25 protein-coding genes are annotated in these 24,203 nt (G+C 32.0%); 4 read left to right on the top strand and 21 right to left on the bottom strand.

What is annotated here, in order from left to right:
• Positions 1-539: 539 nt before the first annotated feature.
• The 4 genes from B3I31_RS03680 to atpD all read right to left on the bottom strand — a co-directional run bounded on the left by B3I31_RS03680 (position 540) and on the right by atpD (position 5,222).
• Positions 540-1,547 carry a homoserine O-acetyltransferase family protein gene (locus B3I31_RS03680; protein ID WP_038336140.1) on the bottom strand — a complete coding sequence of 336 codons (1,008 nt, stop codon included), beginning with the start codon at positions 1,545-1,547 and terminating at the stop codon, positions 540-542.
• Positions 1,548-1,577: 30 nt separating this feature from the next.
• Positions 1,578-2,885, bottom strand: a complete 1,308-nt coding sequence (locus tag B3I31_RS03675) for an O-acetylhomoserine aminocarboxypropyltransferase/cysteine synthase family protein (protein ID WP_291047430.1) — start codon at positions 2,883-2,885, stop codon at positions 1,578-1,580.
• A gap of 449 nt (positions 2,886-3,334) precedes the next feature.
• Positions 3,335-3,628: a F0F1 ATP synthase subunit epsilon gene (locus B3I31_RS03670; RefSeq protein WP_280038257.1), complete on the bottom strand. Its 294-nt coding sequence runs from the start codon at positions 3,626-3,628 to the stop codon at positions 3,335-3,337.
• Between the two features lie 85 nt (positions 3,629-3,713).
• Positions 3,714-5,222: a F0F1 ATP synthase subunit beta gene (gene atpD, locus B3I31_RS03665; protein ID WP_114998651.1), complete on the bottom strand. Its 1,509-nt coding sequence runs from the start codon at positions 5,220-5,222 to the stop codon at positions 3,714-3,716.
• Positions 5,223-5,410: 188 nt separating this feature from the next.
• Here atpD and B3I31_RS03660 point away from each other — a divergent pair, with 188 nt between their 5' ends.
• On the top strand, positions 5,411-6,340 hold the full coding sequence (locus B3I31_RS03660) for a bifunctional riboflavin kinase/FAD synthetase (RefSeq protein ID WP_286495649.1): 930 nt from the start codon (positions 5,411-5,413) through the stop codon (positions 6,338-6,340).
• 36 nt (positions 6,341-6,376) lie between these two features.
• On the opposite strand, the gene B3I31_RS03655 is transcribed toward B3I31_RS03660, so the two are convergent.
• The 4 genes from B3I31_RS03655 to B3I31_RS03640 form a co-directional block, all read right to left on the bottom strand.
• Positions 6,377-7,414 carry a hypothetical protein gene (locus B3I31_RS03655; RefSeq protein WP_291047426.1) on the bottom strand — a complete coding sequence of 346 codons (1,038 nt, stop codon included), beginning with the start codon at positions 7,412-7,414 and terminating at the stop codon, positions 6,377-6,379.
• A complete protein-coding gene (locus tag B3I31_RS03650; RefSeq protein WP_291047424.1) occupies positions 7,411-7,953 on the bottom strand; it encodes an RNA polymerase sigma factor in 543 nt (180 codons plus the stop codon). Before B3I31_RS03650 ends, B3I31_RS03655 begins: the two co-directional genes overlap by 4 nt.
• A gap of 152 nt (positions 7,954-8,105) precedes the next feature.
• A complete protein-coding gene (locus B3I31_RS03645; protein ID WP_038336152.1) occupies positions 8,106-9,101 on the bottom strand; it encodes an aspartate-semialdehyde dehydrogenase in 996 nt (331 codons plus the stop codon).
• A 257-nt stretch (positions 9,102-9,358) separates the two neighbouring features.
• Complete coding sequence (locus tag B3I31_RS03640; RefSeq protein WP_038336154.1) at positions 9,359-9,769, bottom strand: BrxA/BrxB family bacilliredoxin; 411 nt, start codon at positions 9,767-9,769, stop codon at positions 9,359-9,361.
• A 112-nt stretch (positions 9,770-9,881) separates the two neighbouring features.
• Between B3I31_RS03640 and rnpA the strand changes: the two genes are divergently transcribed.
• A complete protein-coding gene (gene rnpA / locus B3I31_RS03635) occupies positions 9,882-10,262 on the top strand; it encodes a ribonuclease P protein component (RefSeq protein WP_125350577.1) in 381 nt (126 codons plus the stop codon).
• 44 nt (positions 10,263-10,306) lie between these two features.
• On the opposite strand, the gene B3I31_RS03630 is transcribed toward rnpA, so the two are convergent.
• From B3I31_RS03630 to B3I31_RS03570, 13 genes are all read right to left on the bottom strand, one after another.
• Entirely contained in the window at positions 10,307-10,507 is a 201-nt protein-coding gene (locus B3I31_RS03630; RefSeq protein WP_125350576.1) for a hypothetical protein, read from the bottom strand.
• Between the two features lie 14 nt (positions 10,508-10,521).
• Positions 10,522-11,136, bottom strand: a complete 615-nt coding sequence (locus B3I31_RS03625; protein ID WP_125350575.1) for a MarC family protein — start codon at positions 11,134-11,136, stop codon at positions 10,522-10,524.
• 84 nt (positions 11,137-11,220) lie between these two features.
• The gene (locus B3I31_RS03620; RefSeq protein WP_219034073.1) at positions 11,221-11,973 is read right to left on the bottom strand and encodes a LytR/AlgR family response regulator transcription factor; all 753 of its coding nucleotides are present in this window, start codon (positions 11,971-11,973) and stop codon (positions 11,221-11,223) included.
• 8 nt (positions 11,974-11,981) lie between these two features.
• Entirely contained in the window at positions 11,982-12,704 is a 723-nt protein-coding gene (locus tag B3I31_RS03615) for a CPBP family intramembrane glutamic endopeptidase (RefSeq protein WP_291059832.1), read from the bottom strand.
• Entirely contained in the window at positions 12,705-14,237 is a 1,533-nt protein-coding gene (locus tag B3I31_RS03610) for a histidine kinase (RefSeq protein ID WP_291059834.1), read from the bottom strand. It lies immediately after the preceding gene.
• Between the two features lie 66 nt (positions 14,238-14,303).
• The gene (locus B3I31_RS03605) at positions 14,304-14,930 is read right to left on the bottom strand and encodes a hypothetical protein (protein WP_286495653.1); all 627 of its coding nucleotides are present in this window, start codon (positions 14,928-14,930) and stop codon (positions 14,304-14,306) included.
• A 165-nt stretch (positions 14,931-15,095) separates the two neighbouring features.
• The gene (locus B3I31_RS03600) at positions 15,096-16,889 is read right to left on the bottom strand and encodes a BatD family protein (protein WP_291047418.1); all 1,794 of its coding nucleotides are present in this window, start codon (positions 16,887-16,889) and stop codon (positions 15,096-15,098) included.
• Positions 16,889-17,752, bottom strand: coding sequence for a tetratricopeptide repeat protein (locus B3I31_RS03595; protein WP_114998633.1), 864 nt, complete (start codon positions 17,750-17,752; stop codon positions 16,889-16,891). The genes B3I31_RS03600 and B3I31_RS03595 overlap by 1 nt, the downstream gene beginning before the upstream one ends.
• Before the next feature lie 17 nt (positions 17,753-17,769).
• Positions 17,770-18,780: a vWA domain-containing protein gene (locus tag B3I31_RS03590; protein ID WP_125350569.1), complete on the bottom strand. Its 1,011-nt coding sequence runs from the start codon at positions 18,778-18,780 to the stop codon at positions 17,770-17,772.
• On the bottom strand, positions 18,780-19,796 hold the full coding sequence (locus B3I31_RS03585) for a vWA domain-containing protein (protein WP_291047415.1): 1,017 nt from the start codon (positions 19,794-19,796) through the stop codon (positions 18,780-18,782). The genes B3I31_RS03590 and B3I31_RS03585 overlap by 1 nt, the downstream gene beginning before the upstream one ends.
• A gap of 2 nt (positions 19,797-19,798) precedes the next feature.
• A complete protein-coding gene (locus B3I31_RS03580; RefSeq protein ID WP_291047413.1) occupies positions 19,799-20,764 on the bottom strand; it encodes a BatD family protein in 966 nt (321 codons plus the stop codon).
• Positions 20,764-21,636, bottom strand: a complete 873-nt coding sequence (locus tag B3I31_RS03575; protein WP_125350567.1) for a DUF58 domain-containing protein — start codon at positions 21,634-21,636, stop codon at positions 20,764-20,766. The genes B3I31_RS03580 and B3I31_RS03575 overlap by 1 nt, the downstream gene beginning before the upstream one ends.
• Before the next feature lie 25 nt (positions 21,637-21,661).
• Positions 21,662-22,663: an AAA family ATPase gene (locus B3I31_RS03570; protein ID WP_407932366.1), complete on the bottom strand. Its 1,002-nt coding sequence runs from the start codon at positions 22,661-22,663 to the stop codon at positions 21,662-21,664.
• A 261-nt stretch (positions 22,664-22,924) separates the two neighbouring features.
• Between B3I31_RS03570 and B3I31_RS03565 the strand changes: the two genes are divergently transcribed.
• Entirely contained in the window at positions 22,925-23,530 is a 606-nt protein-coding gene (locus B3I31_RS03565) for a hypothetical protein (RefSeq protein WP_038336180.1), read from the top strand.
• Positions 23,531-23,752: 222 nt separating this feature from the next.
• A complete protein-coding gene (locus tag B3I31_RS03560; protein ID WP_291087607.1) occupies positions 23,753-24,193 on the top strand; it encodes a hypothetical protein in 441 nt (146 codons plus the stop codon).
• The last annotated feature ends 10 nt before the right edge of the window (positions 24,194-24,203 follow it).

Raw genomic sequence — 24,203 nt, 5'->3', positions numbered from 1 at the left:
CAAAGGTAATACTTATTTTTTAACTAACAAATTGTATTTTGATAAATTTTAAAGCTTTTATTTCAATAAGTCAATTCTTACTTTCACTCCAAAAACCCCTTTCGGAATCGGATGGCAAAGATAATACTTATTTAGATTCTCGCAAATTTATTTTTAAATAATTTTTGTCGCTACTAAGTCCTTATGTCAACTACAATACTACTCGTCTTTCGTATTGCGGTTGCAAATATACGGCTGGATTATTCGTTTTTCCAAACATACTTTACTTTTATTTTACATTCTAATCTTAAGTCGCTGGTACAATGGAAAATATTTTTTGTTTTTTTTAGATATGAGAAGTGAGATACGAGGTTTTAAAAGATAAAAGCCCGTTTTTACCGCAGAAAATGATTAGACGTTTTGCTTTTCTTGAACAAAAGAAAAGCAAAATGGATACTTTTGAAGGAACTACTCGGGAGAAATTCTACGAAGTAGAATCTATTTATAAATAAAAAAAGCTCGAATAAATCGAGCTTCATATAATTATTCATTCCATAATATTATACGAGATGTTCCAAAATTGTATTTAATTCTTGTAATTCGACCAAGAAACCATCGTGTCCAAAAATAGAATCAATTTCGATGAATTTTGCATTTGAAATATGATTCGCTATAAATTTTTGCTCACTTGGCGGAAATAATATATCCGAAGATATACCTATAACTATTGTATTGGATGAAATTTGAGCCAATGATTTCTCTAAAGACTCTCTCTTTCGAGCCAAATTTTGTGAATCCATCGCTTTCGAAAGTGTCCAATATGAATGTGCATTAAATCGATTTGCTAATTTTTCACCTTGATATTTTTGATAAGAAGACGCTTTGAAATCGTTGTAAACAGAATCCTTGTCTTTTTGCTTCTGTTCATATATAATATAGGTACGATAAGACAACATCGCAATTGTACGCGCCGCAATCAATCCATTTCTTCCTCCATCCTCAATTTTATCGTTAAAAGTTGAATCGGCTTCGATAGCCAAACGCTGCGATTCGTTGAACGCAATTCCCCATGGAGAATGTACCGCATTTGTCGCCAACAAAACCAAATTATCCACTTTAACTTGATCAAGTAACGTAAATTCTAACGCTTGTTGACCACCGAGTGAACCACCTATTAATAAATGAATAGTTGAAATTCCTAAATGATCTGCCAACAATTGGTGCGCATTTGCCATATCTTTTATCGTAATTGTAGGAAAATCTCGATAATAAGGCGAATTTGTTTCAGGATTTGTAGACAACGGATTTGTCGTTCCATAATTAGAACCAATCACATTGGCGCAAATAATAAAATGATCTTTTGGATTGAATAATTCATTTTCTCCAAAAAGACCAGCCCACCAATCAAAAACATCCGAGTTTGCCGTTAAAGCATGACAAACCCAGATGATATTATTTTTTTCGGGATTCAACGTTCCCGCTGTATGATAAGCAATGGTTAAATTTTCGAGAATTTGACCATTTTCTAATTGAAATGGCTTTGTATAATTATATTGATAAAAATTCACTGAATTAATTTATAGCTAATAATACTTTGTTTACTTAATTTTATCAAAAGCTCGCTGAAGATCATTTTTGATATCATCAATATATTCAATTCCGACAGAAAGACGCAATAAACCAGGAAAAACTCCAGCAGATTTTTGTTCATCATCGCTCAGTTGTTGATGAGTTGTTGCAGAAGGATGAATAATTAACGATTTTGCATCGCCAACATTTGCCAAATGACTAATCAATTCTAAACTATCAATAAATTGATTCGCTTTGTCTGCATCACCTTTAATTTGGAATGATAAAACAGCTCCGAAACCATTTTTCAAATATTTTTTTGCCAAATGATGACTTGGAGAAGTAATTAATCCAGGATAATTCACTTTTTCAACTTGCGGATGAAGTTCTAACCAACGCGCAATTTCTAACGTATTGTCCAAATGTTTCTGAACTCTTAACGACAACGTCTCTAAACCTTGTAACAATAAAAAAGAATTGAACGGTGAAATTGCTGGACCAAAATCGCGCAAACCTTCGACGCGGGCACGAATAATAAACTGAATATTACCAAAAGGACCATTCACTCCAAAAACATCGGAAAAAACTAAACCATGATAACCTTCTGATGGTTCAGAAAATTGTGGAAATCTACCATTACCCCAATTATAATTTCCACCATCCACGATAACTCCACCGATAGAAGTTCCGTGTCCACCGATCCATTTTGTTGCAGATTCTACGACAACGTTTGCTCCATGCTCTAAAGGTTTGAAAATATAACCGCCCACACCAAACGTATTATCCACAATAAATGGAATGTTATATTTTTGTGCAATTGCAGCGATTGCTTCAAAATCTGGAACATTAAAACTCGGATTTCCTATCGTTTCTGCATAAATCGCTTTTGTATTTTCATCAATTAATGATTCAATTTTTGCTGGATCTGCATCTTCAGCAAAGCGAACATCAACACCTAAACGCTTAAAACCAACTTTGAATTGATTATATGTTCCGCCATAAAGATTAGAAGCCGAAACAAAATTATCTCCTGATTCTAAAATATTATTTAAAGCAATAAATTGTGCCGCTTGTCCCGATGAAACAGCTAATGCCGCAACACCACCTTCCAGCGCAGCAATACGTTTTTCGAAAACGTCAGTTGTTGGATTCTGAATTCTTGTGTAAATATTACCAAATTCTTTCAAAGCAAATAAATTTGCTCCGTGTTCGGCATCATTAAATACATAAGAAGATGTTTGATAAATTGGAACAGCGCGAGAGCCTGTTGATGGGTCTACTTCTTGACCTGCGTGTACTTGTAAAGTATCGAAATGTAATTGTTTTTCTGTTGACATAATAAAATTGTTTTGAATGTGACTACGATTAATAAATAGTAGGGTAGGTTAGTTAGCTAAAATTAGCAGCTGCACATTCGAATTTTACTATTGATACAATTATAGATGCTCTGAAGCAGGACGCCGTGTCCAAAAGAATGTTTTTTAGAATTGTACTTCATCTTTAAAAAAATTATTCATTTCTAACTACACTTTGTAGTTTTATATTTTATGTGAAATTAGAATAATTTTCTAAATAATAAAATTTATAATTAGTTTTTAGAAAATAAATCTATTAAATTGATTTAAAAAGAATATTCATGCCAAAAAGTTAAAAATATTTCTTTCGAAATCTATAAAAAGGATTTAAACAGAATAAAATTTGAAGTAAAAAAGAGAATATTAAGTAGAAAACATAAAAAAAGGAGATCAAAATTGATCTCCTTTTAAGTTTTATGATAAAAAAGTAATTAGTTTGCTAAAACGATTACTTTATTATTGCTCATTTCAATTGTTCCTCCTTTGATATCTAACAATAATGTAGATTCGTTTGATGGAGAAGTGTAAACTTTGCCAGATTGATTATCGAAATCTTCGAAAGTTTTTGTGTGAACTTTAATTTTAATTGTTCCTTCACCTAAAGTTGCAACGATAGGAGCGTGGTTATTTAATAACTGAAATTCACCATCTTTACCTGGTAAAGTAACAGCATCTACTTCTGCATCGAAAACTACGAATTCTGGCGTAATAATTTGTAAGTGCATAATCCTATTGTTTTTAAAAAAAAGAGTACTTAGCAACTTTCAAAAAGAAAAGAAACGTAAGCACTCTTTATATGGTTAAATTATATTATTTAGCTTCTGCTAACATTTTTTCTCCAGCTTCAATCGCTTCTTCGATTGTACCACGTAAGTTGAATGCAGCCTCAGGATATTGGTCAACTTCACCATCTAAGATCATGTTGAATCCTTTGATTGTATCTTTGATATCTACTAAAACACCTGGGATACCTGTAAACTGTTCTGCAACGTGGAATGGTTGAGATAAGAAACGTTGGATACGACGTGCACGGTGTACAACTAACTTATCCTCTTCTGATAACTCTTCCATACCTAAAATCGCGATGATATCTTGTAAAGCATTGTAACGTTGTAAGATTTCTTTTACACGTTGTGCTGTTTCGTAATGTTCTTTACCAATAATTGCTGGTGATAAGATACGAGATGTAGAGTTCAATGGATCTACCGCTGGGTAAATACCTAATGAAGCAATTTTACGATCTAATACCGTTGTAGCATCTAAGTGCGCGAAAGTCGTAGCTGGCGCAGGGTCAGTTAAATCATCGGCAGGTACATATACCGCTTGTACAGAAGTAATAGATCCGTTTTTAGTAGATGTAATACGCTCTTGCATAGCACCCATTTCAGTTGCTAATGTTGGCTGATAACCTACGGCTGATGGCATACGTCCTAATAAGGCAGAAACCTCAGAACCTGCTTGTGTAAAACGGAAGATATTATCTACGAAGAATAATACGTCACGTCCTTGACCTTGTCCATCTCCATCACGGAAATATTCAGCTAATGTTAAACCTGTTAAAGCAACACGAGCACGTGCACCTGGAGGTTCATTCATTTGTCCGAAAACGAAAGCTGCTTTAGACTCTTTCATGTTTTCACTGTTTACTTTAGATAAATCCCAAGATCCACCTTCCATAGAGTGCATGAAATCTTCACCGTAATTAATTAATCCAGCTTCAATCATCTCACGCATTAAGTCATTACCTTCACGAGTACGCTCACCAACACCAGCGAATACAGATAAACCTCCGTGTCCTTTTGCGATGTTGTTCATCAACTCCTGAATTAATACTGTTTTACCTACTCCGGCACCACCAAATAAACCAATTTTACCACCTTTTACGTATGGCTCTACTAAGTCAATTACTTTAATACCTGTAAATAAAACTTCTGCAGATGTTGATAATTCTTCGAATTTTGGAGCTGGACGGTGAATAGGTAAACCATTTTCTTTGTCTAAATTCCCTAAACCATCAATAGCATCTCCAACTACATTAAATACACGTCCTTTGATGTTTTCTCCGATAGGAACCATAATTGGTTTTCCTAAAGCGATAACTTCTTGACCTCTTTGTAAACCATCAGAACTATCCATTGCGATACAACGTACAGTATCTTCACCGATGTGTTGCTCAACTTCAAGAATTAATGTTTCTTTTCCTTGACGAGGAACCTCTAATGCATCATAAATATTTGGAAGGCCTTCTGCGTTATCAAAAATAACGTCAATTACAGGTCCAATAACCTGTGCAATCTTACCTTTCTTTTGATTTGCCATTATATGAAATGATTTAGTTTATTTTATTTGGGTGCAAAGGTAAGTTAAAAACATTGTATAATTTATATACTTTTTAAGATTTTTGTCATAATATTTTGATTAGTAATCAGAATATTACAATCAAAGGAAATTAAAAATAGATTTGAAGTTCGATTTGAAAGCCTTAATTTTGTGCAAAATCATTTTTAGTGAACGTTTATCAATCCTTAGAAGAAATCAAACCAATCAAACGTCCTGTCCTTACTTTGGGCATGTTTGATGGTGTGCACATTGGACACCAATCTATTCTAAAACAACTCAATACAATTGCAAAAGAAATTGATGGAAAAAGTGTTTTGATTACTTTTAATCCACATCCTCGAATGGTTTTACAACCAAATTGTGATCTTAAATTTTTGAACACTTTAGAGGAAAAAGAAAATGTTTTGCGTCAATTTGGGTTAGAACATTTGATTATTCAAGCGTTTACAACAGATTTTTCGCAAGTAACTTCTGTCGAATTTGTCAAGAATTTATTGGTTGATAAAATTAATATTGATACGCTAGTGATTGGCTACGATCATCATTTCGGGAAAAATAGAGAAGGAAATTTTGAACAATTACAAGTTCTTTCGAAAAAATATGGTTTCAATTTGATTCAATTGCAAGCTGTCGAAGAAAATGATGTGGCGGTGAGTTCTACAAAAATTAGAAATGCACTTATCGAAGGAAATATCGCGTATGCGAATAAAGCGTTGAACTATCAATATCCGCTTTCTGGAGAAGTTGTTCATGGTGACAAAATTGGTCGTACACTTGGTTTTCCTACCGCTAATTTACAAGTTGATCCCAATAAATTAATTCCAAAAGATGGCGTTTATGCGGTTGATGTTTTTGTGGATGATCAGAAATATTTAGGTTTATTAAGCATCGGATTTAGAGAAACGGTTACCAATTCTCGTGAACATCGAGTAGAAGTGAATATTTTGGATTTTGATCGAGATATTTATGGAGAAACAATTCGCCTTGAATTTTTAGGACATTTGCGAGATGAAAAGAAATTTGATTCGTTAGATGATTTAATCATCGCGATGAATCAAGACAAAGAAAATGCAATAAATTTATATGGAAATAATTAAAAAAAGGTTCGCTAAAAGCGAACCTTTTTTTAATCTCTATTTATTATAATATTTAAATATTTCTTTTTTATTTTTTTCCAAAACTCCCAAAAGCGTCGCATCAACCTTTGGTTCGTTTGTTATTAAAACAATCTTATCATTTACTTTCTCAAATGTAATGACAAGATTATTCGTTGTACTTTCAAACGAAATTTTATCTTTTAATTTCTTTTGTAATTTAAAATTAGTACGTAAAATATCCGATTTTACTGTAAACTTTAAAGGTTTATAAACAATTGCAGATTTGTCAATTACAGATTTTTTTGGCGAAACTTCCATCACCGAAGCTGTTTCTAACGAAGCATTTGCAGCACGTGTTTCTGCAACAACCGTCATTTTCATCACATCAGAAGTATCTTTTAGCTTAGCATTTTGTCTGCTTACACCATTTGCAACTACAATACCAGAAGCTTTTCCAGCTAACTTATCCGAAATAACTGAATCTTTTATAGAACCCAAATTCTGATTACTTGTTTTAGCATATTGTCTTTCTTTTTCTATTGAATCTAAAACCTTAGAACGAGCTTCCATCGCTTGCGGTGCTGATAAAGTAACTGGAGCATTCGATGCAGAAGCATTAGATAATTGAGGAAAATATCCTTCGTCAGCAATTACACTAGCAGAATGTCCTTCAATTACTTTATAAACAGGCTGTTTTGTAACTTTATCATTCTTTACTATTTCTAGAGGTTTTTCCAAATCTTTATCTTTCGATTCCAAAACCACTATTTCTTCTTGTTCAGCAGGCGATTGCTCGATAACTGGGACATTTGTTTTGACAATTTCAAGTGAATTTTCTCTATTTTCAGTATTAATATTCTCGATAAAAAGCACAAAGTAAGGAATCGCAATCAACGCGAAAACGGCAGCAGAAAACCATACACTCGAAACAAATTCGCGAATAGGTTTCTTCTTCTTTTCCTCCTTCTGCAAACCAGATTCAATACGTTTCCACACCAAATCACTCGGCTTTTCGCCGACTGTTTCGCTACTTCTTGATCGAAATAAATCTTCTATTGGATCGTTTGTGTTCACGATAAATTTGATTTTATATTTTCATTCTTACTTAACATATCCTTCAATTTCGTCTTCGCTAAATTAAGTTGCGATTTAGATGTTCCTTCTGTAATGCCCAAACTTTCGGCAATTTCTTTGTGCTTATATCCCTCAATAACGTAAAGGGTAAACACGAGACGACAGCCTTCGGGTAGATAATCGAGGAGTTTCATCACATCATCTTCTTCGATTTGTTGCGAAGCTTCTTGATTAGATGAAATAGAAGAGGAGTAATCGTCTACATTAAGGTGAAAAATTTTATTTTTCCGCAACTCCATCAAACATTCATTAATCATAATTCTTCGCATCCATCCTTCAAAACTTCCTTCGAACGAATAATTTTCAAGATTCTGAAAAATCTTCAAAAAACCTTTTACCAACGCATCTTCCGCTTGTTGTATATCGGTAAAATAACGTTTACAAACCGCAAAAAATCGCGCATCATATTTTTCGTAAAGCAGCCGCTGTGCTTTCGAATCATTGTTGATACAAGCTTTTATGAGTTGTTTTTCGTCCAAAATACTTTTTCTTTCTCAGTGTTTAGATGCGAAAATTACGCTTATGGTTGCTTTGATAGCGTAAAATATTTGTTAAAGTTCTGAAAACTTATTCATTAAACATAAAAAAGTCGCTACAAGAGCGACTTTATATAAGTTTTTAATTGAAAATATTATCCAACTAAATTGTGTTTTACTAGATATTCTGCAATTTGAACCGCATTTGTAGCTGCTCCTTTGCGTAAATTATCCGCAACAATCCAACAATTTAATGCATTTGGTTGAGATAAATCACGACGAATACGACCTACAAAAACATCGTCTTTCCCTTCTGAATAGAAAGCCATTGGATAAGTATTTGTGTCTGGATTATCTTGTACTGTTACACCTTCCTGTTCTGCTAATAATTTGCGAACTTCGGCTAAATCAAAATCATTCTCAAATTCAATATTCACCGACTCCGAATGTCCTCCTTGCACAGGAACACGAACCGCAGTAGCTGTAATATTCATTTCATCCACACGCATAATTTTACGAGGCTCACGAGTCAATTTCAATTCTTCTTTTGTATAACCTGTTTCTTCATCAAACACATCACAATGAGGCAATGCATTTTTGAAAATTTGGTATGGATAAACTTTCGCTACATCACGTCCTTCAATTTCTCCATTCAATTGCTCCACAGCATCTTTACCTGTTCCCGTAACTGATTGATAAGTAGAAACAACTACACGTTTAATTCCGTATTTTTTGTGTAAAGGATTAAGAACCATTACCAATTGAATCGTTGAACAGTTAGGATTTGCGATAATTTTATCATTTGTTGTTAAAATATCTGCATTGATTTCTGGTACAATCAACGGACGATCTGGATCCATTCTCCAAGCCGATGAATTGTCAATTACAGTTGTTCCGACTTCTGCAAACTTAGGCGCCCACTGTTTGGAAGTTTCTCCACCTGCTGAAAAGATTGCGATATCAGCTCGCATTTCTACAGCATCCTGCATTGATACAATTTTGTATTCTTTTCCTTTGTATTCAATAGTTTTTCCTATTGATCTTTCTGATGCTACTGGTATAATTTCAGTGATTGGAAAATTTCTTTCTTCCAAAACTTGGAGCATAACTCTGCCGACCATTCCGGTAGCGCCTACGACTGCTATTCTCATTTGTTTATTAAATAATATATTAAAAAATTTCGAATTGCTAATTTACAGATTATTTTGATACATTTTTCTCTATTTCATAGGTTTAGCAATCAATTTGATATGATATATTTTATGTTATGATGTTAATTCAGGTTTTTAAACTTTTCCTCGAATTAAAATTTATAAAACTCTTTTTTATAAGAATTTTGAACACAAAAAAAGTGGAACAAATTGCTCCACTTTTTAAAATATTTTTGAAATAACCTTCAAATTTAGTCTTAAGCAAACTCGTTGTAAGCTGCTTTTAAATTTTCTGCGATAGCTGCTGCAGAGTGTCCTTCGATGTGGTGACGCTCTAACATATGTACTAATTCACCATCTTTGAATAAAGCAACAGCTGGAGAACTTGGAGGAAATGGAGCAAAAAACTCACGTGCTTTTGCTACAGCATCTTTATCAAATCCTGCGAAAACTGTTGTTAAATGTGTAGGAACTTTATCATTATCTAATGACATTACAACTCCTGGTCTTGCAGCACCTGCAGCACAACCACAAACACTATTTACCATTACCAAAGTTGTTCCTTCTTGTTTGATTGCTGCTTCTACTTGTTCTGGAGTAGTTAAATCTTCAAAACCATTAGAAGTCAACTGAGCCTTCATCGGCATTACTATTTCTGCTGGATACATATTGTTCTTTTTTTGTTTTAAATAAAAATAAATTATTTTCAAAGTTACATAATTCTAAAACTTTTTAGAATACTTACTTTTGCAGTTACAAATTTACGTAGAATTTAGCAATATGAAATTGACTTTTGGTAAGAATGAGAAACTTAAAAGCAGAAAAGCATTCGATGAATTGTTTTCTGATGGAAAAACATTTGTTTCTCATCCGATTAGATTTGTCTACAAAATCAAACCGAAAGCGGATTACAATATAAGAGTAGGAGTAAGTGTTGGAAAGAAAAAATTCAAACACGCGGTTGATCGAAATTTATTGAAACGTCGTGCTAAAGAAGCTTACAGATTGAATAAATTGTTACTTGAACCTAATGAAAATTATTCGGTTGATTTGGTGATGATTTATACTTCTACAAAACATCAACCTTTTGAGGTGATAGAACAATCTGTCAAAACTTTATTAGAAAAATTAAACGAAGCGATACAAACAAAAAAAGATTAATCCTAGGATTAATCTTTTTCATTTATTATAAGTTGTAAAACTGTTTATTTCTTAAGATTTGCTTGCAATCTGAAAAAACTAAAGTATACAGATACTAAAATTAATCCACAAACTGATGCTCCAATTCCTAAAACGCTACGAAAGTTTTCTTCAGCCATAAAACCAGCTTTATAATCCATCTCATATAGGTTGTAACCTAAACCTATCAACAAAACGATTGTCGCGATATAAATATATGTTTTCATTAGATAATGAATTTTTAAATTTTAATTTCATTCATAAACAATGCACCGATATTTGACGTAAATAATTTGATTGCGATTGACAATAAAATTACTCCAAATACTTTTTTCAGTACCGATAAAACGCCAGGTCCCATCCATTTTTCGAGTTTTCCTGCGAATTTCAGCACCAAATATACGATTAACATATTTAATATAATCGCTATCACAATGTTAATATCTGCAAACTGCGAACGAAGCGAAAGTACAGTTGTCAACGATCCCGCACCCGCAACTAACGGAAACGCAATAGGAACGATGGATGCAGAGTTAGATTCGACTCCTTTCTGGATCTCAATTCCTAAAATCATTTCAATAGCGATGATAAAAATCACAAATGCACCAGCCACAGCAAATGACTGAACATCAACACCAACTAATTTCAAAATTTTTGTTCCGAAAAACAAAAACGAAATCATCATAATTCCTGCTGCAATCGAGGCTTTTTCGGACTGAATATGTCCAACTTTGCTCCGAATTCCTACAATAATTGGAATACTTCCTAAAATATCGATAACTGCAAAAAGTACGGCGAAAGTTGTTCCGATTTGATTGAAAGAGAATTTCTGAAAAAATGATATTATATTTTCCATTCGTATTTAGTTATAATTAATTGGTTGATGCAAAAATAGAAGTTTTTATGAACAATTTTTCATAAAAAAGCAATAAATCAATTCTTAATCCAACCAATTCTTAAAATCTGCCACTTTTTCGCGACTCACAATCATATCTTGTTCATTGTAAGTATTCAAAATTATTTTTAATCTTGAATTAGAATACATTGTAATTTCTTTAATCGAATCGATTTGGATGATTTGACTACGATTAATTCTAAAAAACTTTTTCGGGTCGATTTGTTCTTCCACTTTATCCAACGAAAAATCTACCAAATAATTTCGGTTTTCTTTTGTATGAATATACGTTGCTTTGTTTTCGCTAAAAAAACATTCGATATTATCGATTTCTATAATTTTGATTGATGTTCCTATTTTAATCGAAAAACGTTCTTTAAATTTTTCTGTTTGATTATTCGAAAAAAGACTTTTCAATTCATTTAGATTGAAACTTGAAGATGCTTGCTGAAATTGTCTTTCAAATTTTTCAATAGCAAACTTCAATTCCTCTTCATCAACAGGTTTCAACAAATAATCAACCGAGTTTAGTTTAAACGCTTTCAATACATATTCGTCATAAGCAGTCGTAAAAATAATCGCAGACGAAACATCTACTTGATTAAAAATCTCAAATGATAACCCATCTGATAACTGAATATCCAGAAAAATTAAATCAGGATTTGGATTCGTTTTCAACCACGCTACACTTTCTTCTACAGAGTGCAACATTTCGTGTATTTGATAACCCAATTTTTCTACACGTCGCTTTAATAAACGCGCTGCAGGCTTTTCATCTTCTATAATTAGTATTTTCATAGTTTTTTTTAAGTTAATTCACGAATCGGTTTTCTTTCAAAAATTTTGTTCCAAACAAATAATAAAGCAAGTATAATGACAAAAATGATCAATGTTGCAAGATTTGTCTTAGCCATTAAAGCGTGAATTGTAGCTGGAACGATAATCGATTTTGTTCGAATTGTTGAAAAAGTTAATACAAAAGAAAAAACAATGCACAATAACATAAAAATTCCAAAACCTCCAAACTGATCGAAATCTTTAAAAATAAATAAGTGCCAAACTGCCCAAAATATTCCCGTTATAATGCTTTTTATTATCCAAAATATATTGCCTAAAGCATCATTCAAATAACCTCGCCACGTATATTCTTCCATAATATCATAAAGCAACGTAACAGAAATAAAAATCGCTGCCCACAAATGTTTATTAATTCCGTAATCGTTATTTATCCCATAAATTGAATAACCAACGAGTAATATAAATGGAAAAATCAATGTTTTTAAACTTTCTTTTCCTAAAAGAGAAACTTCTTTTTTAACCTTAGAGAATTTATAGAAAAGTAAACTAATCAGAAAAATAATCAACCCATGATTCATATTCCAAGGCAGTTGAAAATCAACTAAACCTCCAAAAATCAATTGTATAAAATTAGGACATTTACGAATCAGAAAAGTTCCTATCAATATCAATCCATAAAAAATGATTATTCTATTCCAATTTGTTTGCTTTATTTGACTTATAAAATTCATTTACTGCCACTTTTTATTTTGCTCTTTCTCCAAGATTTCTTTCGCTTTATTTTCTTCCCAACCAGAACCATACGCAAAAACTTTGACAGCATTTAGCGCAACTCCCAATCCCCAACCTAAAACTGGCCAATAAAACCACCAATGTCCATTACTTGTAACTAAATTCAGAATAAAAAAGAATAAACTCATTACAACATAAGTTCCTAAATGCGCATAAAACTTTTTCAATTCTTTTGCGCGTTCAATTGCACGTAAATAAGCCTGTTGTTCGTCAAAATTTTGTGTATTCATAGTTGTATTTTTTTGTGTTAATATGGGAAGTTCTACACGAAATAGTTGTTCATTTTTTTCGATGTTCACTTCTCGGTTAGAAATTAATTGATAACGATTAATAATATTTTTCAGCCCAATTCCTGTCGAATCTTTAATGGTTTCTTTTGGTTGGAAAGAATTTTCTACAATTAATGAATCATCTCTTTTATAAATTTTTATTTTTAATGGTTTTTGTTCCGAAACCACATTATGTTTAATCGTATTTTCTAATAAAATCTGCAAAGAAAGCGGAACAATAAATTCGTTTTCAAAGAAAGTTGTTTGTTCAATTTCAAAATCAATGCTATTCTCAAAACGCAATTTGAGTAACTTAACATACGTTTTTGCAAAATTTATTTCTTCTTGAATCGGAACAACTTCTTTGTCTTTTTGTTCTAAAACATAGCGATAAATCTTAGAAAGCGATGTTGTAAAATCTATCGCATTATCTGGATTTTCTTCAATTAAACCTGTTAAAACATTCAAACTATTGAATAAAAAATGTGGGTCTAATTGACTTTTTAAGGTTTCGAATTGTGCAGTTGCTGTTTCTGCTTTTGTTGATTCGATAACAATTTTACGTTCTAATTTATTTTTCTTTCGATCGATAATAAAGAATAAAAACAAAAAGAAAACCGTGATAACTGCAACTAAAAGATAATTGATCGATTGATCGTAAAAAATATATTTCTGCAAAAGGAGATTCGCAAACTCCACGAATACATAATACAATACCAACGTATAAATAATAGAACGTAAAAAATACTTTCTTAAAACTTTTTCTGGTTTAGGCGAATCTGGTACATCTATTCTATATTCATTAAAAATGCTTGTATTCACAAAAGATGCTGCAACACTGAACGAAAAATATCCGATAAAATATTTGATAGCTTCTGGATGAAAAAATTGATTGAATGATACATTTGGAGATGTAAAAAATATCACGCTATAAATCAAAACATTGATTACAAATAGAATCAAAATATTACGAACAATTAACTTTTTGTCAGAAACAATAATTCCTTCTAAGAATTTTAAAAAGACCAACCCTAAAGCAACAAATTTTAGAAAGTTTCCTGTTAACAAGCCTACTTCTACACCTAAATCAAAATTTGAATTATTTTGAAAATTAATTGTACTAAAATCAAATACATATACTAAAATTGCAAATGAAAATACAAATGAAAATAATCTCAAATATCCTTTATAATACTTATCCATATCAAGCAATCAAATTAATTAACCAAAAAATAATTTCGTGAATAAATTGTGCAACTAAAGCTATCATTATAGTACGTTTTTACATTCGTTATTCAACAAGGCTTCGGCACGATTTTTTCCCCATATCGGTTCATTATTTTTTGGCTTTTCAGCATTAAATAAAGCTAAAGATTTTTTTACATTTTTACAATCTTGTGTAATATCCATTCCTCTATATTTTGCAGCATTGATATTAAACTCAGCCAAACCTAAAACAGAACGCGGATTAGTTGGATTTAACATCAACGATTTTTGATAGATTTGTACTACTTCTGGATAATAAATTGCTCCATTTTGCATTGGATTCTGCACAATTTCTGCTGTTAAATACAAGGCTTTCAAATTGAGAATTTCTACATTTAATGGATTATTTCTGACTAAATCATCGATTTGAGTTTTTACATTCAAAAGAATTTTTTCATTTTTAGTAATATCTTTTGATTCGAACGTTTTCAAAACTTCAGAAAAAGTCAAGTAATATTTTGGTAACCATTCATTTGGATAATCATTTATTAATTGCTTAAAATTAGCTTCAGAAGAATGATTTCCTTTGTTCCATTCCGTTAAAGTTTTATTCATATCTGATTCAAAATTCTTTTGTGCAAAAGTTGATACAGTGAATAAAATTGCGATTGTTAAGAAAATTGTTTTCATCATTTGTGTTTTTTTATTTGTTGAGTCAAAGTTCTTACAAACACTTTTCGTTTGAAATTATATGTTACCGAATTGTCAATTTTTGAGGATGAGTTGTAAGAGCAAAAATAAAAGGGACAACTCAAAACTGAGATTGTCCCTTTTACTATCTAAAAAACTTGAAATTTATTTTCGTAATAATTCTTCGGAAATATTTTGCGTAGCTTCGAAAACTTCTTCTAAATTTTGATGCAAACCACCAAAGGCATATTTAGCTTGTCGTGCGTTGTTCAGCAACAATTTCCATTGTTCTACGGCTAATTCACTCACACCATTTTCAATCAATTTATTTGCAATCACCTCGTCAGAAAAATGAGCTAAATCTGTATTCGTTTTTAATAGCGCGGCATTACACAAAATATTTTCTTGTAATTGATAAAAATCTTTTTGGTCTTCAACGTTTATTTTTTGCTTCAATTCATCTAATTCAGCAGAAATTTGACTCGAATTTATCGTTGGTTTTTCAACCAAAGTAAACTTTTGGGTTTCTGTTTTTGGTTGGTATGATTCAAAATTATTTTGCTCGTTAAGAGGTTTTATTTTTGGTTCAATTTTTTGTTTTTGTGTCGGGTTATTTTTCTTTCTCATCAAAAATAAACTTCCAGCACTCAATGCAATTACACCACCAGTTAACCACAACCAACCGCTTTTTCCTTCTTTCACATCGTTCGTCATTTCTTCTATTTTATCAGAAATTGTCGAATCTGGTGAATTAGAAGCCACAGCCGTTGCAGAAGAAGTTTTAGAACCTGAAACAGACAAATTAATCGAATCTGATTTCAAGGTTACATATTTCTCTTTAACAGGATCGAAATAACAAAATTCTACAGGCGAAATCGTATATTCTCCTCCAAAATTTGGGACAAGAACTGTTTGCTCAGCAACTTTTCCTTTCATTCCTGTATCATAGGTTTTATATGCATCGCGTTTTTTCGGTGCGAATTTTTCTAAATTTTTTGGCGTCGTAATTTCAGGTAAATTAATCGTATTAAAGTTTCCTGTTCCAATAATTTCAACATCAAAATTTACACTTTCATTGGTTGCAACTTCTTTTTTATCAACCGAAGCGTTCATTTTAAATTGACCAACTGCACCGCTAAAATTCTTTGGCTTTCCTTCTTCTGGAAGTGCTTTTGCATTAATCACAACTGGATTACTACGCACTTCTACAGGCTCCGCTCCATACGTTGTTGGCAACACCACATCTACCGAAAACGGATCGATTTCTATCTTTCCTGGTTTTTGAGGAAAAACATAATAACGTGCAATTTCTTCGGAGAAATATTGTTTTCCTCCAACAATTTCTTGCTTGATATTTTCGGGAGAGCTTTTTACAATTTTTGGGCTTAATCCGTCTAAATTTCCTTGACGAAAGTTTTGTTTACGATTAAGATAAGATAAATCTTTTACGTATAATTTTACTGATAAACCAACTTGTTCGTTCACATAAGGATTCGTTTTCGAAACTTTACTTTGTAGAAAAACAGGCTGCGAAGTATTACTTCTAAAATTGTTGTGCGTCAACCCCGTTCCTTTCACTACAACATCGACAGGTTTCGATGTATAGGTTTTTCCATTAATCACAATTTTAGCAGCTCCAATTCGATATTTACCTTCTTTTTCAGCAACAAAAGCAAGGATAATTCCTTCTTCTATCACTCCTTTTCCATTCACATAAGAAACATTTTGCGAGCGTTGTTCACCTACAATTTGTAATCCATTATGTGGAGGATATTTCATTGGTTGATCAATCGAATAACTATCTGTATTAGATTCGATAAAAAAGCCCACGCTAAATGCTTCTCCTAAACTGACCTGTGTTTTATCTGCATCAGATTTAAAAGAAATTTGTTGTGCTAACGCTGTGATAGACGTTAAGGCAAACACTAAAAAGCTATTTAAAACGCTTGTCGTTGTCATTACCAATCCTTAGATGTTGTTGTTCGTTGTTTTTCTGCTTTTTGTTGAATAATTTTTCGTTGGGTTTTGGCTTCCTGATTTTGCAATGCTTTTAGCAAACCGTCTCCCAAATTATTCTTTGCATTATCTTGTTCTTTTCCGTCTCCATTATTTCCTTGTTTGATTTCTGGAGATTGATTATTTCCTTGTCCTTTATTGTTTCCATTTTCACCACCAGCTTTCGGGTTTCCTCCTTGATTTTGCTGTTTCTGCTGATCAGATTGTTGTTGTTGAGATTGATTCTGATTCTGATTTTGCTTTTGGTTATTTTGGTTTTGTTGATTCTGTTTATTTTGCTGCTGTTGTTGTTTTTGCTGATTATTTTGATCTTGTTTGTTTTGATCTTTATTATCCTTATTATTTTGATCTTTTTGTTTCTCACGTTCTTTTTCTAACATTTTTTTTGCTAATGCATAGTTGTAACGTGTTGCATCATCTTTTGGATCATTTCGTAAGGCTTGTTTGTAATTATCAACAGCATTTTGATAATCTTTTTCCTGCATAAAAGCATTTCCTAAATTGTGATAAGCCAAATGTTTATCATTATTCGTTTTAGATACTTCAGCAGAACGTTTGTAATGCGCTATACTTTCTTTGTAACGTTTTTGTTGAAATAAAGCATTTCCTAAATTGTAATTTGCTTTGACAGAAGTTGGATCTTCCATGGTAGCTTTCTTGTAGGCAACTTCTGCATTATCAAATTTTCCTTTTTGATAATACTCGTTTCCTTCAATAATGTAGCTTTTCGCTTTCGATTGACTATAACCAAAAACGGATAAAAGCATTATTCCTAAAAATCCTATTTGTTTTAAAAAGTACATCATTTTACCATACAAACTTACTATTTCTTTTTGTTAAAAATCTTATATTCAGATGTTAATAATTCCACAAAAAGTAAACAAACCGCAACCGCTAAAAACCACTGATAAATATGATTCATATCTCTTGTTGTAGAGTTAGCAATTTCGTTTTTATCTAATCGGGCTTTATACATTGATAATGCGGATAATGCATCTTGCGTATTATCCAAATGAATGTAAGTTCCGTTTGTATCTTGTGCCAATTTGCGAAGATTTTTATCTTCTAATTTTGTAATAACTATAGAACCTGTTTCGTCCTTTTTATAGTCTTCGGCGTAGCCATTGTAATACATCGGAATTGGAGCTCCTTTATCTGTTCCAACACCAACTGATACAATATGAATTCCGTTATCTTTTGCTATTTTAGAAGCTTGATTAACTGTATTTTCGTTGTCTTCTCCATCCGAAATTAGTACAATTAATTTACTTGTATTCGCCGATCCTTTGAATGTTTTTGCAGCTTCCTGAATCGCATTTAAGTAATTTGTCCCTTGGCTCGAAATTAACTCAGTATTAACATTTTGCAAATAACTTTCGATTGCAGCATAATCATTTGTCAATGGAGAAATCGTGTAAGCATTCGCTGCAAACGCAACCAAAGAAGCTCTATCTCCTCCTAATTGATGTAATGTTTCTGTAATTAATTTTGTTGCTTTTTCTAATCGCGAAGGAGCAACATCTTGTGCATTCATCGAACTTGATAAATCTAACAAGAAAACCATATCAATTCCTTCGCGCTTTACTTGCACATCTCGTTCACCATAAAGTGGATCCATCAATGCAATTACCATTAAAAATAAAGCCACACAAAATGCAATGATTTTGAAACCATAACGCTTTGAAGAAGTGATTGGAAAAACAAATGGAAACAGTTCTTTATCTGCAAATGTTTTCTTTACACGTTCGCGCCATTGAAATACTGTTATCGATAGAAAAATAACGACAAACAATAAAATCATCAACCAAATATTATGTAATTCTCCCCACTGCATTAGATTAATTCTTTAAAAACGGTTCTTCGTAAAATGGCTTCTAATACCAAAATAATGAATGCAGGCAATAAGAATCGTGCAAACAATTCGGTATAATTATAATATTTGACTTCGTTAATCTCTGTTTTTTCAAGTTTATCAATTTCGTTATAAATGTTTTTCAAACTTTCATTGTTTGTTGCACGGAAATATAAACCTCCAGTTTTATCTGCAACTTCTTCTAACAGTTTTTCGTCAATTTGTACAGGACGCATCTCAAAAACGTAATCACCTAACATATCGTAACCAACAGGCATAGGCGCCATTCCGTTTGTTCCAATACCAATTGTATATACTTTTATCCCTTTCTCTGCTGCAATATCAGCGGCTTGTCTCGGTGAAACATACATCAAATCTCCAGAAGGATTTACACTTTCAACACCATCTGTAATCAAAATAACTACTTTAGATTTTGCTTTACTATTTTTAAGATGATTAACAGCTGTTGCCAAACCAACTCCAATTGCTGTTCCATCAGCTAAACTACCAGAATGTAACATTTCGATTTCTTGTATCAAAACATCACGATCTGTTGTTAATGGAACACGTGTCAAAGCTTCTCCAGAATATTCGACCAAACCAACTCTGTCCGTTTTTCTTCCAAGTGAAAAGTCTTTTGCAACTTCTTTTAACGCTGTTAAACGATCTGGTTTCAAATCGCGCGCTAACATACTCAATGACGTATCTACAGTCAATAAAATATCAACTCCTTCGTCCGATTTTACTTTTGTCGTAACATCTACATAACGTGGACGAGCTAAAGCAACAATGCACAAAACCATTGCGATAATTCGCATCAAAAATAAAAGTGGTTTGTACGTCGCTAACGAACTTTTTGCACCTCCAAATGCTTTGAGCGAAGGTAATTTTAAGGATGCTTTTTTCTGGCTCGTTTTGCGAATTTCTCTGAAAATAAAGAAAGGCAAAGCAAGCAATAAGAGTAAGATCCAAGGATTTTGAAACTCAAAATTTAGCATTCCTAATTGTTATTAAACTGTTTATATTTTTCTCCCGTCACTTGATCTTTTTTCAAATCTTCGTTCTCCGGAATTTCTAATGGTTTTACACGATCTACAAATTCATCTACCCAATTTCGGTGCGAAATATTTGTTGGTTCATCAAATTCTTGTTTTGCGAATTTTACCAAATCAGCATCGAACAAAAATTGTTTAAATTTCTGCACATCTTCTGGTAAAACATCTGGTTTTGTCGCAACATATTTTACCAAATCATCCGACAAAATTTCTAATGCCGAAAAGTTATAAATACGTCCTAAATATCGTCTTACAATAAATGATAATTGCGTGTAATATTCTTTTTGTTCACCACGTTTCAAATATTTCTTAGCATCCAAGGCTTTCAGACTTGCTTTCGCTTCGTCATAAGGCGTTTTGTACGAATCTTTGCCAGATAATTTCGATTTTGCGCGAACATATAATACAACCAAAACAATTCCGATAATAAATAAAATCAACGCAATAATGCCGTACAACCAATATTTATTCCAATAATCTCCAATAGAATATTCTTCTTCCATTACAGGTTTTATCGGGAAAATTGCATTTTTCGTTGTATCAACTGCAATATCTTGAATATCAATTTCAAGTTGTTTTGTTGTTAAATCTTTTCCATTTTTCTGAATGATAAATGACGGAATATTAAATTTACCTGCATCATATCCAGTCAATTCTAAATGTTGAACAATTTCAGATTTTCCATCCGTTTTTACAGTGTCAATTTTTTGACCTAAAACTTCGATGTGATGATTAATTGAATCTGAAATCGTAGGAAAAACAACTTTATCTCCTTCTTTGTAATCAATTTTCACTTCATATTGGATTGGCTCGCCAATTTTGATTGTCGTGCGATCTAATTTTGGCGTAATTTCTTGCGCAAACGAAAATTGAAGGATAAAAAAACTTACTAAAAGCAATAAATTCTTCATTAGGCTTTATGACTTTTAAAGTAGTTTAACAATGGGCGAACATAATCTTCGTCGGTACGAATACTGATTGCGCCTGAATGATTTTTTTTGAAAATAGATTGATAACGTTGATCTAAATCGCGATAATATTGCGCATATTGTTGACGCAATTTCTTCGATGAAGTATCAATCAAGCGGATTTCACCTGTTTCGTTATCTTGCACATGAACCAAACCTACATCTGGAAAAGATTGTTCTTTTTCATCATAAACTCTAATTCCAGTCACATCATGTTTTTTTGCCACGATTCGCAATGCTTTTTCATAATCAGACGAATCAATAAAATCTGAAAGAATAAAAACATTTGATTTTCGGCGAACCAAATTCATAAATGTTTCCAAAGTCTCTGCTAAATCAGTTTTCTTACTTTTTGGCTCATACGAAACAATTTCTCTCACCAAACGCAACACATGTTGTTTTCCTTTTTTGGGTGGAATAAATTTCTCCACTTGATCCGAATATAATATCAAACCAACTTTATCATTATAGGTAATTGCCGAAAAAGCCAATGTAGCGCTCAATTCAGCAATCGTTTCCATTTTAATTTGTTTTCGTGTTCCAAAGTTTTCAGAATTCGAAACATCAACCAATAAAAACATGGTTAATTCTCGTTCTTCTTCAAAAACTTTTACATAAGGTTCGCTATATCGAGCCGTTTTATTCCAATCGATATTACGAACGTCATCACCGTATTGATAAGGACGAATTTCACTAAAAATCATACCTCTTCCTTTGAATGAACTGTGATATTCACCCATAAAAAGGTTGCTCGCTTTACGCTTGCTTTTTAGCTCAATACGTTTTACACGTTTGATGATTTCTTTTGCATCCAAAGTTTAAATGATTTTGAATAGTGGTTTAAGGAACTGGAACAACATTAAGAATATTGTCTATAATTTCTTCTGGCGTAACATTTTCTGCTTCTGCTTCGTAGCTAATTCCGATACGGTGACGCAACACATCTTTTGCCATTGCACGTACATCGTCTGGAATAACATAAGCGCGTTTGCGTAAAAATGCATACACTTTTGAAGCTTGTGCCAAATTGATCGATCCACGAGGCGAAGAACCAAACGAAATCATTGGAACCAATTTTTCTAATCCAACTTTTTCTGGAAAACGAGTCGCGAAAATAATATCCAAAATATATTTTTCAATTTTTTCGTCCATATAAACTTGTTTCACCATTTCGCGCGCATCCAACAATTCTTGAATAGAGATTACTTTCTCAATTTTTGGAAAAGATTGATTAATCGAATTTCTTAAAATCAAACGTTCTGCTTCAAATTCTGGATAAGTAATGACCGTTTTCAACATAAAACGGTCAACTTGTGCTTCTGGCAAAGGATAAGTTCCTTCTTGTTCCACCGGATTTTGAGTCGCCAAAACCAAGAAAGGTTTTTGTAACAGATACGTTTCGTCACCAATTGTTACTTGACGCTCTTGCATTGCTTCTAACAAGGCAGATTGTACTTTTGCAGGCGAACGGTTAATCTCATCAGCTAAAACAAAATTGGCGAATATTGGTCCTTTTTTGATTCTAAAATCGTTTTCTTTTACATTATAAATAAGTGTCCCCACAACATCGGCAGGTAACAAATCTGGTGTAAATTGTATACGAGAAAAAGATCCATCAACAGCATCAGATAATGTTTTAATAGCTAATGTTTTTGCTAATCCAGGAACACCTTCTAATAAAACGTGTCCATTTCCAAGTAATCCGATTAATAGACTTTCAATCATTTTTTCTTGTCCAATAATCGCTTTATTTATTTCCGATGTCAACCTTGCAATGCTTTCGCTTTTTGCTTCTATTTGTTGGTTTAGTTGTTGTATATCCAAAATTTCGTTGAAATTAATGTTTATATTATTGATTCAAATTTCCTCTAAAATTAACAAATACAATTGATTTAGAAATTAAAACTTTCATACAATATTGTTAAACTTTGTTAAGACAAAAGTAGTGTACCAAACGTTTTGATTATTATTTTCAGTAAAATTTTTCCAAGACTTACAAACTATTTATAAACAATAAACGTTTCTAAATAATATTTCTTTAAATGATTATACAATAACTATTTAAAGAATATTTATATTTTGCTGAAATTTATTAAAACTATTATGAAAAACTATTTATTATTAATCATTATTGTACTCGGTTCAAACATTTATGCTCAAAAAGAGAAAGTAAAATCTGGTACTGTCGATTTCTTAAAAGGACAATCTAAAATGAAAGTTATTTTTGACTATTCAAATCTAAAAATTAATGCAGATAGCATTACAGAAGCAGAATATGTTCAAAAAAAGATTGTTGATCTAAATGGCAAAAATGCTGGAAATGGAGATATTTGGAATGATAAATGGACTGGTGCAAAAGAGTCTATCTGGGAACCAAAATTTATGGAGTTATTAACTAAATATGGTGCAAAATCTACTGGAATTTCATTCTCTGAAAACGCTACAGATGCTCCTTACACAATGATTGTTAAAGTTGATTGGATTTATCCAGGTTGGGATGCATTTGTAATGAAACAAGCTGCAAAAGTATCTACAACTATTACTATTGTTGATTCTAATAATTTTGAAGATAAAAAATTTGTTGTCAATTATAAAGAAGCTCCAGGAACTCAATTCGGTAATAATTATAGTGATGAATCGAGAATTGGAGAAGGGTTTGCAAAAACTGCTAAAACTTTTTCTAAAATGTTAGAGAAAAAAATAAAATAATCTTTCAAAAAAAATACATCAAAATCCATTCTTTATCGAATGGATTTTTTTATTCAATAAATTTGACAATTTTGTTAAAAATTTTAATAAATCTTTTATTTCACCGCTACTTAACACTCGTTTACCTCAATATTTTTTACGTCTTTTTTTTGTGTTGCAACTTTGTTTCAAGAAAAATGAAAAGAATATAATTCTAACATTTAGTTATAAAAAACATAGATTATGAAAAAAGTATTTTTATTAGCAAGCATGATGATGGTAATGACATTATCCGCACAAGAAAGACCACAACAAGGTGAACAATCTGGAAATAGAAAAGAGCAAAGAGAACGCCCAACTGTAGATCAACAATTGAAAGAATTTGATCAATATAATTTGAGTTCTGCTCAAAAGAAAAAAGTAAAATCGTTGTTAGAGAGTAGAGATTCTGACATGAAAAAAGAGTTTACAAACAGAGACAAAAATTCTACTCAAAAAGGAGAAAGAGGCTCTCGACCAGAAAAAGGTACAAACGATTTTGATACTAAATTAGAGAAAATTTTAGACAAAAATCAGTTCAATCAATACAAACAAGATCGTGAAAAGCGTATGAAATCTAATAAATTTAGTATGCACAAAAAACGTGATGCGAAAGGAAATAGACCTTCGTCTAAATGTGCATAAAATCATAAAA

It is taken from the genome of Empedobacter sp. UBA3475, assembly GCF_002378465.1.
GTDB lineage: Bacteria > Bacteroidota > Bacteroidia > Flavobacteriales > Weeksellaceae > Empedobacter > Empedobacter falsenii_B.
This window is presented reverse-complemented; position numbering and strand designations above follow the sequence as displayed.

Coding starts and splice junctions, on each gene's coding strand:
- B3I31_RS03675 (WP_291047430.1), bottom strand. CDS start 2,885: ATGTCAACAGAAAAACAATTACATTTCGATACTTTACAAGTACACGCA.
- B3I31_RS03670 (WP_280038257.1), bottom strand. CDS start 3,628: ATGCACTTACAAATTATTACGCCAGAATTCGTAGTTTTCGATGCAGAA.
- atpD (WP_114998651.1), bottom strand. CDS start 5,222: ATGGCAAATCAAAAGAAAGGTAAGATTGCACAGGTTATTGGACCTGTA.
- B3I31_RS03645 (WP_038336152.1), bottom strand. CDS start 9,101: ATGAGAATAGCAGTCGTAGGCGCTACCGGAATGGTCGGCAGAGTTATG.
- B3I31_RS03640 (WP_038336154.1), bottom strand. CDS start 9,769: ATGTATCCAGCAGAAATAGTAATGCCGATGAAGGCTCAGTTGACTTCT.
- rnpA (WP_125350577.1), top strand. CDS start 9,882: ATGAAATTGACTTTTGGTAAGAATGAGAAACTTAAAAGCAGAAAAGCA.
- B3I31_RS03630 (WP_125350576.1), bottom strand. CDS start 10,507: ATGAAAACATATATTTATATCGCGACAATCGTTTTGTTGATAGGTTTA.
- B3I31_RS03625 (WP_125350575.1), bottom strand. CDS start 11,136: ATGGAAAATATAATATCATTTTTTCAGAAATTCTCTTTCAATCAAATC.
- B3I31_RS03620 (WP_219034073.1), bottom strand. CDS start 11,973: ATGAAAATACTAATTATAGAAGATGAAAAGCCTGCAGCGCGTTTATTA.
- B3I31_RS03615 (WP_291059832.1), bottom strand. CDS start 12,704: ATGAATTTTATAAGTCAAATAAAGCAAACAAATTGGAATAGAATAATC.
- B3I31_RS03610 (WP_291059834.1), bottom strand. CDS start 14,237: ATGGATAAGTATTATAAAGGATATTTGAGATTATTTTCATTTGTATTT.
- B3I31_RS03605 (WP_286495653.1), bottom strand. CDS start 14,930: ATGAAAACAATTTTCTTAACAATCGCAATTTTATTCACTGTATCAACT.
- B3I31_RS03600 (WP_291047418.1), bottom strand. CDS start 16,889: ATGACAACGACAAGCGTTTTAAATAGCTTTTTAGTGTTTGCCTTAACG.
- B3I31_RS03595 (WP_114998633.1), bottom strand. CDS start 17,752: ATGATGTACTTTTTAAAACAAATAGGATTTTTAGGAATAATGCTTTTA.
- B3I31_RS03590 (WP_125350569.1), bottom strand. CDS start 18,780: ATGCAGTGGGGAGAATTACATAATATTTGGTTGATGATTTTATTGTTT.
- B3I31_RS03585 (WP_291047415.1), bottom strand. CDS start 19,796: ATGCTAAATTTTGAGTTTCAAAATCCTTGGATCTTACTCTTATTGCTT.
- B3I31_RS03580 (WP_291047413.1), bottom strand. CDS start 20,764: ATGAAGAATTTATTGCTTTTAGTAAGTTTTTTTATCCTTCAATTTTCG.
- B3I31_RS03565 (WP_038336180.1), top strand. CDS start 22,925: ATGAAAAACTATTTATTATTAATCATTATTGTACTCGGTTCAAACATT.
- B3I31_RS03560 (WP_291087607.1), top strand. CDS start 23,753: ATGAAAAAAGTATTTTTATTAGCAAGCATGATGATGGTAATGACATTA.